The organism is Chryseobacterium oryctis (assembly GCF_025971925.1).
Taxonomy (GTDB): Bacteria; Bacteroidota; Bacteroidia; order Flavobacteriales; family Weeksellaceae; genus Chryseobacterium; species Chryseobacterium oryctis.
Genome location: NZ_JAPDHV010000004.1, coordinates 324253 through 339713, shown reverse-complemented (window position 1 = coordinate 339713; position 15461 = coordinate 324253). Strand labels below are relative to the sequence as shown.

The 15461-nt window shown below is 32.6% G+C and carries 16 protein-coding genes; 2 read left to right on the top strand and 14 right to left on the bottom strand.

Features of this window, described 5'->3' with window-relative positions:
* Positions 1-2: 2 nt before the first annotated feature.
* From OH806_RS11320 to atpB, 10 genes are all read right to left on the bottom strand, one after another.
* Positions 3-1361, bottom strand: coding sequence for a hemolysin family protein (locus OH806_RS11320; protein WP_264743791.1), 1359 nt, complete (start codon positions 1359-1361; stop codon positions 3-5).
* 183 nt (positions 1362-1544) lie between these two features.
* Positions 1545-3470 carry an autotransporter outer membrane beta-barrel domain-containing protein gene (locus tag OH806_RS11315; RefSeq protein ID WP_264743790.1) on the bottom strand — a complete coding sequence of 642 codons (1926 nt, stop codon included), beginning with the start codon at positions 3468-3470 and terminating at the stop codon, positions 1545-1547.
* A gap of 15 nt (positions 3471-3485) precedes the next feature.
* Positions 3486-3962 carry a T9SS type A sorting domain-containing protein gene (locus OH806_RS11310; protein WP_264743789.1) on the bottom strand — a complete coding sequence of 159 codons (477 nt, stop codon included), beginning with the start codon at positions 3960-3962 and terminating at the stop codon, positions 3486-3488.
* A 163-nt stretch (positions 3963-4125) separates the two neighbouring features.
* Entirely contained in the window at positions 4126-4995 is an 870-nt protein-coding gene (atpG, locus tag OH806_RS11305) for an ATP synthase F1 subunit gamma (RefSeq protein WP_264743788.1), read from the bottom strand.
* Between the two features lie 65 nt (positions 4996-5060).
* Complete coding sequence (gene atpA, locus OH806_RS11300; protein ID WP_264743787.1) at positions 5061-6638, bottom strand: F0F1 ATP synthase subunit alpha; 1578 nt, start codon at positions 6636-6638, stop codon at positions 5061-5063.
* Positions 6639-6669: 31 nt separating this feature from the next.
* On the bottom strand, positions 6670-7128 hold the full coding sequence (locus OH806_RS11295) for a hypothetical protein (protein WP_264743786.1): 459 nt from the start codon (positions 7126-7128) through the stop codon (positions 6670-6672).
* A 13-nt stretch (positions 7129-7141) separates the two neighbouring features.
* On the bottom strand, positions 7142-7681 hold the full coding sequence (gene atpH, locus OH806_RS11290; RefSeq protein WP_264743785.1) for an ATP synthase F1 subunit delta: 540 nt from the start codon (positions 7679-7681) through the stop codon (positions 7142-7144).
* Between the two features lie 2 nt (positions 7682-7683).
* Positions 7684-8181 carry a F0F1 ATP synthase subunit B gene (locus OH806_RS11285; RefSeq protein WP_264743784.1) on the bottom strand — a complete coding sequence of 166 codons (498 nt, stop codon included), beginning with the start codon at positions 8179-8181 and terminating at the stop codon, positions 7684-7686.
* Between the two features lie 87 nt (positions 8182-8268).
* Positions 8269-8463 carry an ATP synthase F0 subunit C gene (atpE, locus tag OH806_RS11280; protein ID WP_002979108.1) on the bottom strand — a complete coding sequence of 65 codons (195 nt, stop codon included), beginning with the start codon at positions 8461-8463 and terminating at the stop codon, positions 8269-8271.
* Positions 8464-8506: 43 nt separating this feature from the next.
* Entirely contained in the window at positions 8507-9601 is a 1095-nt protein-coding gene (gene atpB, locus OH806_RS11275; protein ID WP_264743783.1) for a F0F1 ATP synthase subunit A, read from the bottom strand.
* Positions 9602-10220: 619 nt separating this feature from the next.
* Between atpB and ffh the strand changes: the two genes are divergently transcribed.
* Together ffh and OH806_RS11265 are read left to right on the top strand one after the other, a co-directional pair.
* Complete coding sequence (gene ffh / locus OH806_RS11270) at positions 10221-11582, top strand: signal recognition particle protein (RefSeq protein WP_264743782.1); 1362 nt, start codon at positions 10221-10223, stop codon at positions 11580-11582.
* Between the two features lie 41 nt (positions 11583-11623).
* Positions 11624-11881, top strand: coding sequence for a TM2 domain-containing protein (locus OH806_RS11265; protein ID WP_264743781.1), 258 nt, complete (start codon positions 11624-11626; stop codon positions 11879-11881).
* A gap of 83 nt (positions 11882-11964) precedes the next feature.
* Here the strand turns inward: OH806_RS11265 and OH806_RS11260 are convergent, their stop codons facing one another.
* From OH806_RS11260 to OH806_RS11245, 4 genes are all read right to left on the bottom strand, one after another.
* Entirely contained in the window at positions 11965-12600 is a 636-nt protein-coding gene (locus tag OH806_RS11260; RefSeq protein WP_264743780.1) for an outer membrane protein, read from the bottom strand.
* A 102-nt stretch (positions 12601-12702) separates the two neighbouring features.
* Positions 12703-13311 carry an outer membrane protein gene (locus OH806_RS11255; RefSeq protein ID WP_264743779.1) on the bottom strand — a complete coding sequence of 203 codons (609 nt, stop codon included), beginning with the start codon at positions 13309-13311 and terminating at the stop codon, positions 12703-12705.
* Positions 13312-13730: 419 nt separating this feature from the next.
* Positions 13731-14375, bottom strand: coding sequence for a porin family protein (locus OH806_RS11250; protein ID WP_264743778.1), 645 nt, complete (start codon positions 14373-14375; stop codon positions 13731-13733).
* Between the two features lie 253 nt (positions 14376-14628).
* Entirely contained in the window at positions 14629-15291 is a 663-nt protein-coding gene (locus OH806_RS11245; RefSeq protein WP_264743777.1) for a porin family protein, read from the bottom strand.
* Positions 15292-15461 lie beyond the last annotated feature (170 nt).

Genomic DNA, 15461 nt, shown 5'->3' with positions numbered 1-15461 from the left:
TTTTAAGCTTCTCCCAATTTGTCAGCCATATCACTCACAACATCCGGTTCATCATAAACCAACTCTACAAGCTCTACGCTCTTATTATTCATTTTCAGTATTTTAAAATGATAATCTTCAAGATCAAATTCTTGATTTTCCTCTGGAATATCCTCCAACTCATGAAGAATAAACCCTGCTAATGAATTATAATCACTTTCTTCTGAAAGTGGTAATTTTTTAGGTAAAAACTCATTAATTTCATCTAAAGGTTGTGTAGCCTGAACCCAATAGGTATTTTCTCCTATTTTATCTACTATCTTTTCTTCATCATCTTCCTCATCCTGAATTTCACCTACCAACTCCTCCAAAATATCTTCAAGAGTTATGATACCTTCCGTACCTCCAAACTCATCAATAACAATTGCCAAGTGTTGTTTTTTCTGCTGGAAAACTTTTAATAAATCTGAAATCTTTTTACTTCCTACTACAAAAAAGGCTTCACGCATTAAGTCTTTCAAATCCTCATGTGTTAATCCTCCTTTACTTTTGACAAATTCTCTAATAATTTCTTTTGTATAGAAAACCCCAATAATATTATCAATCGAGTCTAAATAAACAGGAATACGTGAATATCCGCTTTCCATTATTTTATTAATAATTTCGTTGATATCTTCCTCAAAGTCAATTGAAGTAATATTTTGACGAGGAACCATGATTTGTTTTGCAGAATGATCAGTAAAATCAAATGCATTTTTAATAATCTCGTAATTTTCTTCCTCAATTTCTCCACTATCTGCACTCTGCTTTACCAACAATTGCAACTCTTCCGTAGAGTGAATATCAGAATCCGTCGCCGGGGGAATATTTATTAATCTCAAAAATCCATTCGACATTGAGTTCATTAACCAAATAAAAGGTTTAAACACACTTGTAAACCAACGCAATGGATATGCAATAGCCATTGTAGTCGGCTCCGATTTCCTAATGGCAATCGATTTTGGCACCAATTCTCCAAATACGATATGCATTATTGTAATCAGAACAAAACTCGTTACTAAAGAAATTGTAGAAACCGTAGATGCACTAAAATCGAAATTAAAATAGATCAATCCCTTTTCTACGATATGATGAAGTGCACTTTCCCCAACAAAACCTAAAGCAAGAGATGCCAAGGTAATACCAAGCTGTGTTGCTGAAAGATATGCGTCTAAGTGTTTAATAATATGTTCAGCTTGTTTAGCCATAGAATTACCTTCTGCAGCTTTTAGCTGGATTTGTGAATAACGTACTTTTACAATTGAAAATTCTGCGGCTACGAAAAAGCCATTTAATAAAACTAGAAATAAGGCTAACAAAAGCCTGACTATGTCAGAGTCCATTTAAAAATTATATAAAATTTATTTTACAAAGATATAGAAAATAAAATAATTAAAAATCTTCCATTTCTTATAAATCATAAACAAAACTATTAAAATTAATTTATTACAAACTGAAATACAGTACATAAAAAACCAGCTACTCTATTTTAGGTAGCTGATTCTTTTACAAAAAAAATGAAAAAATTACTTTTCAGCTGCTTTATCTTTAATCATAGCACCTGCTATTTCGTCTTTATTCTGTTGAAATGAAGCAGGTTTTTGTGTATCATTATTAGTTTTTATGTCTTTTTTAATTTCCGAAGCATCTTTAGGACGAGTATATTCATCAATTCCTAAGCTTCTCGATTTGCCCAATTCTACAGGATGAAGATATTTCCCTTTCATTTCAGGCTCTTTTTCAACTTCAGGTACAACACGGTGCGCTTTTGCATAACCATCGTTTCTTATACCTGTAACCTGCCAGCTTACTTTCACTAAAGGCTTATCTGTTCTTACCACAAAAGTATTATCTTTAATTTCTTCAGAGATAATAGCGTTTGCAAAAGTTCCGATAACTGTTAACTGATAACGGAAGTCTTTGTTTAATGCACCAAAATATTCCGGTAATTTTACTGTAGCATAGCCATTGTTATCAGTTGTAATATTTCCGTTATATACATTCATCATATCTGGGCTTTCTACAAAACTATGATACAAATATTTGTTTTCAGGATCCAGTGGATGATCTATTTTAAACGTTCCACTTCCTTTAGCAATAGAACCTGTAATCTGAACATTTCCAGAAAAATATCCAGCATAATTGGTAGCTGCTCCTGTTGCATATCCATAAACTCCGTAACGCGTTGCTGGTACAGTTGCGCCCCCAAGTGTATTAGCATATCCGTAAACTCCATAAGTATTACCACCACCTGTAGTTGCTGCAAAAGATGAATTTCTATTATATCCAATGACACCAATACCACCGATGGAAGTACCTTCAACTCCGACTGTATTTGCTGAGCCATATACACCTATATCTTGATTTCCTGTACTAAAGTTAGCATCTGCATCGATTAAATCTACACCTTGATATCCTGTACCATGTATTCCCGTACCATAATTAGACGTATTGTATGTACCATTAATCCCTCCTTTTTTAGCAGCAGTAGTACTATAAGAATATCCAATAATAGCGGCATTATCATCCAATCCAGCAACTGGCGTTGAAGGTTGTCTTACTTCCAATCTTGCTGTAGGTGTACTTGTTCCGAATCCTGAAGCTCCATTATACACAATAATACCACGACCAGCAGTACCCCCATCAAAAAGACCAGCAACACCTGCTCCTGTAGCAACTCCCCAAATCCCATTACCAGTACCTGTTGCAACGCCGACTGTACCTCCTAAAGTTCCTGTGGATAAACCATAAACACCATTTTGAGAACCACTCACTCCAATTACACCAATTCCGGTAGTAGATTCTCCATATATAGAACCTGCTGTAGCAATAGAAGTTGCAGGAACCCCAGATAAAGTTCCTCTAATTGTATTACCTATTGCTCCTGCTTCCACCTGAAATTTCACGTTACTATTTAATGTTCCTACATTTAAACCTACACTCGTACCATCATCTATTATTTGTGAATTTCCTATGGTAGTAGTTGTAGTAAATCTTGGAATAGTATTCACATTTCCTGCCATTCCTGAAGTCGATTTAGCAAACAATGCATAAGGCACACTTAAAAGCTGAGAATTTGAGGTAAGAGAATAGCTTGTTCCTCCTGAAGGATCAATCTCTACTTTCACAAAATAAGGTCCTGCAGACCAGTCAATAGATGAAAAGGTACCTGTGACAGGGGTTCCTGAACCTATTTCTAAAGATAAAAGCCCAGTCACACTCGTTGTCGGATTAGGAGCAAAAACCTCTTTATAAACTTCAGTACCTGCGGGAGACGTTTTTAGCACACTTATTCTTACACCAATGGCTTGGTTAGCTACCAAAGCGTTACTTGCATTTCTCACAACAGCCTGATAACTCATTTTATCAGGTGCTTGAGCATTAAAATCCTGGAATAATAAAGTGAAGTAAGCCAATATGGCTGATTTCACTAGGTAAGAAAAATTTTTCATGGTTTTATTTTAGTATTAGTTTTTAAGTATTTTGAAAATTTTAATAGTACTTTCAGCATTCAGTACACTTAAAATATAGGTACCGGAAGCTTTAGCAGTCATATCAATCGACGTTTCAGTCTGTTTTATCTTTTCCTGAAAAAGAACTCTTCCTGAAGAATCAAACATCTTATAACTTAAATTTTTAAGAGAAATACCCTCTACTTTAAGAAAAAGTAATGAAGAAGTCGGATTAGGATAAACTTTTGCATCCAATTGTATCCCTAGGTAATCAACTGTTCCTAAAGTTGTTATTTCAAAAGGCTGTTGAACACCTTCTGTAATTGTCATTTCTCCACCGCTTGTTTGATGATAAAAGGGCTGACCTATCGAATATGAAATCGAATTACCAGCATTTGTTGTATTTCCGCCAGAAGCATTTACTGACACTTGAGCAAAACTCACGAAAAAAAACAATAGCAAGCAAAATGAAAAGTACATTTTTGTTTTCATGGATAAGTAGTTTTATTAGTTTTAGTTGATCTAAGTTACATTATAAATAAATTAAAACAACCGTAAAAACCTCATTTTCATTTTAGTGAATTTCCCAATACAAAAAAAGCATCGGAATTACCCGATGCTTATTATATTATAGATTTTATAAATCCTATTTCATTTATGAATTCTTTAATGCTTCTGCTCCAGAAACAATTTCCAAGATTTCATTTGTAATTGCAGCTTGTCTAGCCTTATTATAGAAAATTACCAAGTCATTTTTCAAAGCCTGAGCATTATCTGTTGCTTTGTGCATTGCAGTCATTCTCGCTCCGTGTTCAGATGCTATTGAATCTAAAACAGCTTTGAAAACTTGAGTTTTAATAGATTTAGGAATCAAATTATCTAAGATTTCAGCTCTATTTGGTTCAAAAATATAATCTGTTTCAACCTGAGCTTCTTTAGCATCAACTTCAGCCATAGAAATAGGCAAAAGCTTTTCTGTTGTTACTTCCTGAGTAGCAGCGTTGATAAATTTATTATAAATCAAATAAACTTCATCAAACTGACCTTCTCTGTAACTATTCATTACACCTTCAGTAACATGAGAAACTGTATCGAAATTCAGATTATCATAAACGGCACTTTCATTAGAAAATACTGTACGATTTCTTCTTACAGCATCATATGCTTTTTTACCAATTGTAAGAACTTCAACCTCGTATTGAGAGTTATTCTGAAACTGATTGTTTAGCTCCTTTACGATAGATGAATTGAAAGCACCGGCAAGACCTCTGTTTGAAGTAATAGCAATGAAAAGTACTTTTTTAACCTCTCTTTTTTGAGCATAAATAGAAACCTGATCAGGATCAGAGCTAGAATTTACATTCTGGATGATTTCTTGTAGTTTTTCAGAATAAGGTCTTAACATTACGATAGCATCCTGTGCTTTTTTAAGTTTCGCAGCCGAAACCATTTTCATAGCACGTGTGATTTGCATCGTAGATGAAATTGACGTAATTCTTCCTCGTATTTCTTTTAAGTTTGCCATTTTATGTTTTCAATGTATAAAGTTTAAGGTTTAAAGGCAGTCTTTAAACCTTAAACATTGAATTTTTAGTTATATTTAGAAGCTAAATCGTTAGCCGCTTGCTTAAGAACATCTGTAATATCGTTATCGATTTTTCCAGCCTTAATTGCAGCCATTGTATCAGGATGCTTAGATCTTAAGAAATCGATATACTCAATTTGGAATTCTTTTACTTTGTTTAGAGGAACATTTCTTAGTAAGTTCTCTGTTCCTGCATAAATCATAGCAACTTGGCTATCTACAGGAAGTGGAGAGTTTACAGGTTGCTTAAGAATTTCCACGTTTCTTTCCCCTTTAGAAATTACTGCTAAAGTAGCAGCATCAAGGTCAGAACCGAACTTAGCAAATGCCTCTAATTCTTTATATTGAGCCTGGTCTAACTTAAGAGTACCTGAAACTTTTTTCATTGATTTAATCTGAGCGTTACCTCCTACTCTCGATACAGAGATACCTACGTTAATTGCAGGACGAACCCCTGAGTTGAATAAGTCAGACTCCAAGAAAATCTGTCCGTCTGTAATAGAGATTACGTTTGTTGGAATATACGCAGAAACGTCACCAGCCTGAGTTTCAATAATTGGAAGTGCAGTTAATGATCCACCACCTTTTACGATTGGTTTCAAAGACTCTGGTAAGTCATTCATTTGCTTAGCAATTTCATCATCAGCGATTACTTTTGCAGCTCTTTCCAATAATCTTGAGTGAAGATAGAAAACGTCTCCAGGATAAGCCTCACGACCCGGTGGTCTTCTTAATAAAAGAGAAAGCTCACGGTAAGCAACAGCTTGTTTAGATAAATCATCATAAACGATAAGTGCCGGTCTACCAGTATCTCTGAAGAATTCACCAATAGCAGCTCCTGCCATAGCAGAATATACCTGCATCGGAACTGGATCTGATGCGTTAGCTGCAACAATCACAGTATATGCTAAAGCTCCTTTATCAGAAAGAGTTTTAACGATTTGTGCTACAGTAGAAGCTTTCTGACCGATAGCAACATATATACAATATACAGGCTTACCTGCATCGTAGAATTCTTTTTGGTTGATGATTGTATCAATAGCAACAGTAGTTTTACCTGTTTGTCTGTCCCCAATGATAAGCTCTCTTTGTCCTCTTCCTACAGGAATCATAGAGTCGATAGCAACGATACCTGACTGTAAAGGCTCAGTTACAGGTTGTCTGTAGATAACTCCAGGAGCTTTTCTTTCCAATGGCATTTCGTATAAATCCCCAGTAATAGGACCTTTACCATCGATAGGATTACCAAGAGTATCAACTACTCTTCCCAACATACCTTCTCCTACTTTAATAGAAGAGATTCTGTTTGTTCTTCTTACTGTATCTCCTTCTTTTACTAATTTACTTTCACCAAGTAGAGCAACACCTACGTTGTCTTCTTCAAGGTTTAGTACAATACCTTCTACATCACTAGAAAATTTCACCAACTCTCCGTATTGTACGTTTTCTAACCCGTATACACGAGCAATACCATCACCGATGGTTAAAACTGTACCTACTTCCTCAACGTTTGATTGAGTATCGAAGTTGGCCAATTGCTGTTTTAAGATCGCAGATACTTCTGCCGGATTTATTTCTGCCATTGTATGGTTGTTTTTCTTTTTTTAATAATTTTTATCTTCCAAAACTAATATTAACACCGTTTCTTGGTTTTGAATCCTGAATAATAACTGTATTGGTATTTGTATTATTCAACCTTTCTTCTACTTTTTCGTCATATTTAAGAATAAAATTATCAATTTTATCCTCATGTAATGCACAGTCTTTTATAACACCAGCTCTCATAAGCCTGTCAAATAAAAGCTTTTTAGTAAAGATAAAGTTGGATGCTGAAAGTTCTTTTTTTGCATTCACAAAAATAACCTTGTTATAATCTACTCCATTAGCCTTTATATATCTCAAAATAATTAAGTCTTCTCCTCCTTTATCCTTAAAAGTAACTGTTAATGCATCACTTTCATACTTCATACATTCTTTGTCATCGACTAAAATATTACCTTTTTTAAAATCAATATCCTGAGCAAAAGCCGAACAAGAAATAATGATTGCAAAACCAAATAAAACTTTTTTCATCTTCAGCGTTTAACTAGTTTAATTGAAAATCTTTTTTAACCTGATTAAGTTTAGTCTTCACCGATGCATCTACCTGCTGGTCACCTACTCTTAAAATATATCCTCCCAAAATTTCAGGATTGATAGTAAGATTCAAATCGAAATTTGAATTAGTATTTACCAAATTAGTAGAATTTAAAATCTGATCAATATTCTCTTTAGAAAGTTGAGTTGCCGTAGTAAGAGTTACTCTTTGTACACCATTGATATCTTCAACTTTATTGATGAATTCTTGAGCAATATTTTTTAATTGGCTTTCACGACCTTGCTTGATAACCAATCTAATCAAATTCTGAGAAGAAACTGATAAACCTTTGAATATCTCGTTTGCTACTTCTATTTTCTTTTTAGAATCGATGTAAGGAGTAAGGAAGAACTTGTTTAAATCTTTAGATTCAGACATCAACTTTACTACATCTTTCATTTCTGAAAATACAGTAGCCGTTTGACCTGATTCGTTTGTAAAATCAAGTAAACCTTGTGCGTATCTTTTAGCTACTTTAGATGTAAGCATTATTAGTTAAGGTTTGATTTGTTTAAATAATTTTGAACTAATTCGTTTTGTGCTTCAGAGTTATCAAGTTTTTGTTTCAAGATAGATTCTGCAATATTTACAGATAAAGCACCAATCTGAGTTTTGATATCTGCCATTGCAGCATTTTTCTCAGCATTGATAGTTTGCTTAGCAGCTTCGATTAATTTATCACCTTCTGCTTTAGCAACATCTTTAGCTTCCCCTACAATTCTATCTTTAATTTCTCTAGCTTCTTTAAGGATAGCATCTCTTTCGATTTTAGCTTCACGAATGATTCTTTCGTTATCCTCTTTCAAAGTTTCCATCTCTTTTCTTGCTAATTTAGCTTGATTAAGAGCGTCAACAATAGAAGTTTCTCTATCATTAATAGATTTTAAAATAGGTTTCCAAGCAAATTTACCTAACAAAAATAATAGTGCTAGAAAAATAACAGACTGGATAATAAATAATCCTGATGAAAACTGATGAATTAATTCCATTATATAAATGTATAAATAATTATTACTTTTTTTCTTAAATAACCACTATCTGTAACCAACCGTTACGGATAGTGGCTTTAGTTTTAATTAGTTTACTGCGAATAGAGCAGCAAACGCAACACCTTCAACAAGTGCAGCTGCGATAAGCATAGCTGTTTGAATTTTTCCAGATTGTTCTGGTTGTCTAGCGATAGCCTCAAGAGCAGCAGCTCCGATTTTACCAAGACCAATACCAACACCTAATACTACGATACCAGCACCTACAATTTTAGGAATTTCCATAATATATAATTTTAAAAAATTGTTTCAATTAATATTTTCTTAATTAGTGAGCAGCATGTTCGTGGTCATGATCCTGTACTGCCATCCCAATAAATAATGCTGACAACATTGTAAAGATATAAGCCTGTAAGAACGCAACCAATACCTCCAATAAATATATAACTAATGTTAAGAATGGGAATGCAATACCTGCAATAAAATTCTTAAACACATAAATTAATCCAATTAAGCTCATTACTACAATGTGACCTGCAGTCATATTCGCAAAAAGACGAATCATCAAAGCGAACGGTTTAGTAATCGTTCCTAATAATTCAATCGGCAACATGATTAATTTCATTGGAACCGGAACTCCAGGCATCCAGAAGATATGTTTCCAATAGTCTTTGTTTGCAGAGAATGTAGTAATCAAATAAGTAAGGATAGCCAAGAAGAATGTCATCGTAATATTACCCGTAACATTAATCCCGAAAGGCATTAATCCTAAAACATTTAAAAATAAGATAAAAAAGAATACCGTTAATAAATAACCAATAAATCTTTTGTATTTGTGTCCGATGTTCGGAATAGCGATTTCATCTCTTACAAAAATAACCAAAGGCTCTAAAAATTTAGTTGCACCTGTAGGAACAAGAGACTTTTTGTATGACTTTGCCATCCCTGTGAACAATAACAACATAAAAATAGAAACCAATAAAATAATAAGAACACTTTTAGTAATTGACAAATCTAAAGGTTTCTCATTTGTTGGATGACCAGCTTCATCTAGAGTTAATGTTCCTGCCGCATCTGTTTTATAAATTTTTTCATGATGCAACACATAATAAGAACCATCTACTTCTGTTGGCTCACCATGCATAAACCCTTCTTTATTACTCATGAAAACATGAAAACCGTTATCATAAATAATAACAGGAAGAGGAAAACCAATATGGTGACCTTCTTTATCCACCATCAATGTAAAGTCGTGAGCATCTAACAAGTGATGATCGATGAACTCTTTGTTTTCTTTACTTACTTTGTCTTTTTCTGATAGCTCTTGAGCTGGAGTCCCCTCAACAGCAACCTCATTGTGCTGAGCAGACACTAAGTTTAATACAAAAATACTGTAGAATAAAACTGCGAATTTCTTAAACATTGATAGGTTTTTTTCGTTGTGCAAAAATATAATAATTTTTCAAGTTTCAATAAATAATTTTACTGTTTTTTGTCATAATTAATTAGCTTAATCGCATAGTATGTAAGTAACGCTGTCAGTACAAAATAAGGTATTACAAAATGAAATTTATATCCAGGAATCATTTCAAAGTTCAGTTTCTTCCTAATTAAATACATCAAAACAAACTTTAGAAGTATTAATCCAATCACTGACAATCCTAAAAATTCTGGCACTACTCTATTAATTATAATAATCAGTGTAATCATCATCATAAACATCACACTCAGGAAAAGGTAAAATTTCACAATGATAATTTCATCCAAGTGAAAAACAAATTTCCATAAAGAAAAGTGAATCAAAAATGCTAAAAAGAATAGTATAGTAACTAGAATATTAGGATTAATTTTCATTGTAAATTTATTTTCGCTTACCCAAAGATTTTAAATTATCGCAAAAATAGACTTTTTCTACCTATATTATATATTACCTATTTTGATTTTTATCATTTTCTCTTTAGTCGGTATATTAATAATTTGATGTATACTTTAGATATGCCAAAAAAATCCTTATTTTTGCAAACCTATAATTTACAATAGATATGTTTAATAGTTTACAGGAGAAATTAGACAAAGCCCTTCATAATATTTCGGGACGTGGAAAAATCACGGAAATCAATGTTGCGGAAACCGTAAAAGAAATTCGTAGAGCATTGGTAGATGCCGATGTTAATTATAAAGTTGCAAAAGATCTTACTAAAAGAGTTCAGGATAAAGCATTAGGGCAAGATGTTCTTACTTCGCTTACTCCGGGACAATTAATGACAAAAATTGTTCATGATGAATTAGTAGATTTAATGGGAGGTTCTCAAGAAGGAATCAATCTTTCAGGAAAACCTTCAGTAATTCTTATTGCAGGATTGCAAGGTTCTGGTAAAACCACCTTTTCAGGAAAACTTGCCAATCATTTAAAAACTAAAAGAAATAAGAAACCTTTATTGGTAGCTTGTGACGTTTATCGTCCAGCTGCAATTGATCAGCTTAAAGTTTTAGGAGGTCAAATAGACGTTCCTGTTTATACTGAAGAAGGAGCTACAAACCCTTCTACAATTGCTGAAAACGCAATTAATTATGCAAAATCAAATGGTTACGATGTTGTAATCGTGGATACGGCTGGTCGTTTAGCTATTGACGAGCAAATGATGAACGAAATCAAATCTGTTCATTATTTCATTAAACCTCAGGAAACATTATTTGTTGTTGATTCAATGACAGGTCAGGATGCTGTAAATACAGCAAAAGCATTCAACGATGCTTTGAACTTTGACGGAGTTGTTTTAACTAAATTAGATGGTGATACACGAGGTGGTGCCGCCTTAACGATTCGTTCAGTTGTAGAAAAGCCTATCAAATTCATCTCTACAGGTGAAAAAATGGAAGCTCTAGACCTTTTCTACCCAGAAAGGATGGCAGACAGAATCCTGGGAATGGGAGACGTTGTTTCCTTAGTAGAAAGAGCTCAGGAACAGTTTGACGAAGAAGAAGCAAAAAAACTTCATAAAAAAATTGCCAAAAATGAGTTTGGTTTTGATGATTTCTTAAAGCAAATCAATCAAATCAAGAAAATGGGTAACATGAAAGATTTGATGGGAATGATTCCGGGAGTTGGAAAAGCCATAAAAGATGTAGAAATAAGTGATGATGCATTTAAACACATTGAAGCTATCATCTACTCTATGACTCCTGAAGAAAGAAGAAAACCATCAATTATCAATACTCAAAGAAAAAATAGAATTGCTAAAGGAGCAGGAAGAAAAATTGAAGATGTAAACCAATTAATGAAGCAATTTGACCAAATGGGTAAAATGATGAAGATGATGCAGGGACCTCAGGGTAAACAAATGATGCAGATGATGAGCAAGATGCCAAATATGCCAGGAATGGGAGGTATGTTTGGAAAATAAAAATAACACACCAACAAAAAAATCATTAAAAATATTATATTATGGAAACACAAGGTAATTATAATCAACCTTACAAATCTGAAAAGAAATTAGTTGCGGGTCTTTTAGGTATTTTGCTTGGAGGATTTGGAGTACACAAATTTTATTTAGGATATACAAAAGCAGGTATCATCCAGCTATTATTAAGTTTGTTATGTATTGGAGGTATTATTGGTTTAATAGAAGGTATCATTTACCTTACGAAATCAGACGAAGAATTTGACAGAACGTATGTTCAGAATCAAAAAGAATGGTTCTAAGACAAATCTTCTATTCAATTTAAAATATAAAATCCGACTCAAAATTGAGTCGGATTTTTCTTTTTATCGTTAAAATAAATTGATTATTTATCAGATTTTTGAGCTTTAGCTTTAATGAAATAAGAGAAACCTACATTTACACCGAAAGTACTTGTTGTCGTTTTAACATCTGTTCCAAAGTAATTTTCTTTGTTGTAAAATTGGTCAAATCCAAGACCTAAATTAACACCTAAAGACTGAGTTGCCATATAAGTAACACCTCCTTTTACTTTCCAAGCTAAACCGTCTGTAGTAGTTTCGTCAGTGTATGTTTCACCCATGAAAGTTTCAGTACCTTTATTTTTGATTGATGCATATCCTATACCTGCACCTAAGAAAGGAACAAATTTGCTACCATTAGCAAAATAATAAGTTGCAGTTGGCATTACTGAAAAACTAGAAGTTGTAGCTTTCATTCCATCGTATTTTGTAGTAGTGCTAACGAAACCTAAATCGATACCTACAGCTAATTTATCAATCACAAAATATCCTACTGAAGGCGTTACAGAGAAAGAACTCACTTTAGGACCGTCTACGCTTTCTCCTTCAGCTTTTATTTTAGTATTTACAGTATTGAAACCAAGACCAGTATTTCCACTGATTACCCAGTCTCCTTTAGTCATTTGTGCATTTGATAATCCAAAAAGAGTAACAGCACCAGCTAGTAATAATTTTTTCATAGTTTATAAAATTTGTTTAAAAAATTAGTTTGCAAAAGTACAAAGAAAAGTCCTAAGAATCATATCATCTCAGGACTTTTATTTATTTAATTAGTTACTCTATTATTTAGAGAAAACATATTTAACTCCGATACCTACAGAAGCCAAATCAAAACCAAAATTGTAGTTATCTACACTCTTAGCATCTTTGTATTTGAAGTTGCTATATCCAAACTCTCCAATTGTAGCTTCGATAGTCCAGTTTTTGTTTAAGAAATAATCTAAACCTGGCTTAACAGATACTCCAACTGCAGTGAAATTGTTTTTTGTAGAAGTTGTTACGTTTGCTATAGACTCTTCGTTTTTAGTGTTTCCAAATTGCATTGGAACTGATAGTTGTCCGAAGATATATAACTTCTCTCCTAAAGTCCAATACTTTCTAACGAAAGGCTCAACAACAACACCTTGGTGAGTAGCTTTATCATATCCATTTGCAAATTCAGCCTTTTCTACATGAGAAGCATAACCTACTCCTAAACCTACAGCTACATTAGTTCCTACAAAATATCCAACCGTTGGAACCAAAGTTAAATCATCAACTTTAGTGTCATTATTATTGTTCTGAGAAGATGAATAATTCAAAGTTCCTGATAAAAATGTAGTTCCTTTAACGATTTGAGCATTTGATAAACCGAAAAGCGCGATAGCACCCGCTAATAATACTTTTTTCATTTTTTTAAAATTTTAATACTTTCTGACGGCAAAATTAAAGTGGTAATGCTGAATATTAAAATTTGTTAACATGATTAATATCATTAAAAAAATATAGTATTTTCAAAAACAAAGCGTAAAAATTAAACATGTTTGGTTTTTTCACATTTTTTTGAATAAATAAATATTTTATCCTCAATTAGACACCAAAATTACTATAAAAAAAACATCACAAAAAAATAGTCAAAATCTCACATTTATGATTATTACAGCTCAAAACACAAGCATTACATTAAAATATACTAAGATTTAGTAAGGCTTTCTTTAATCCAAATTAACATTTTATTCATCTAAGTGTTTTAAATAGTAATATTATCAAAAAAATAAAAAGCGGAACAAAAATTGCCCCGCTTACTATATATAAAATCAAGATAACTATCTTATTTACCTCCGAATTTATAACCTAAACCAATTTGGAAGAAACCGTTTGTTAATTTTTCATTTCCTTCTGCATTTTTGATTAGATTACTAACTCCTAAGTTATATCTTGCATCAGCAAACAAACCTTTGTAGAATGTATATTCAGCTCCGATAAATGGTGCTAAGTTAAGTTTCTGAACATTATTTTTGATATCTTCTTTTCCGTTTTCTGACTCTGAATACCCTCCACCTGAAAGACTACGTGAGTATTCATTCTTAGCAGAAGTAATAATTCCAAAATTTACACCTACCCCGAAAGCTAACTTTTCAGTAGCGTAATATTTAGCACTTACAGGAATTTGAAGGTTCCCTAATTTAATATTATCACTCTCTGCATAAGTTACTCCAGCCTCAGACTCTGTGTACTTAGATTCACCTCCTAATTGAGAATATAAAAGTTCTGCCTGTAATGCAAATTTACTGCTTACTTTATATTCAGCTAAAGCACCTGCATAAAAACTTGATTTTGAATCATACTTATAATCGCTATTTTTAGCATTTAAAGTTGATAAAGAATAACCAGCTTTAAGCCCGAAATTAAACGACTGAGCATTCATACTAACTCCCATAACAGCAATCACTGCTGTAAGTAACAGTTTTTTCATTGTATTAGTTTTAAAGTTTATTTTTTAAAGAGTGCAAATATAAACAATAAAGAACTATTTAACAAATTTTAATAATTAAAAACTAAATTTTAATGAAAATAATAAAACAATAAACATTTATGACATCATATTTTGAACAAATAACTCACAAAACAGTTAGATAAAAAAAACAAGCTCAATTATTAATTAAAAACAATAAAAAAACAGAACAAAATTTGTTCTGCTTTTTATAATATCTTTAGATGGTTCAGAATTAGTTCCCTCCAAATTTAAAGCCTACACCAACCTGAGCAAAGCTATTTTTCACATTACCTCCACTCCCATCATTAGAAAGATTTGAAACTCCTAAACTATATCTTGCATCAAAGAAAAGTCCGTTTTCCAACATATACTCAACTCCAATAAATGGGGCAATGTTCAAAGTTTTGATATCTTTCTTGATATCTACCTCACCACCCTCTCCTTCAACTTCCATATCTAGGAAATCAGAACCAACTACAGTTTTCTGTTTAGCAGAAAGAATAATCCCCGCGTTAACACCAGCTGCAACAGAGAAACCTTCTGTAATAAAATATTTTGCAGAAACCGGTATCAAAAGTGTTCCAAAATTAACCTTAGTTTGCTCTCCAACAAATACTACTCCAGCATTTACTCCATCTATTTTTTCTTTTCCTCCAAGTGGAGAATATAAAACTTCTCCCTGAATACCAAATTTATCATTAAATTTATATTCTGCCATACCTCCTATATAGAATGTATATTTAGGAGACATTTTTCTTTCATTTAAATCATCTTGCTTATCATCAATTTTAATAGTTGACATTGCAAAACCTGCTTTTGGTCCAAATCTAAACTCTTGCGCTTTTGCAGAAATCCCCATAATGGCAACAGCTGCAATAAGTAAAACTTTTTTCATTAATATTTTAGTTTTTAAATTAATAGTGCGCAAAGCTAAACAATAATTCCATATTTAACAAATTTTAACAGAAATAATGAAATAATTAACATCTAAAAAAAATTATTCAAATCTCAAAACAAGCATACAATCATAAAAAAAATCAGAACCATTAAAATATGAATTAAAAA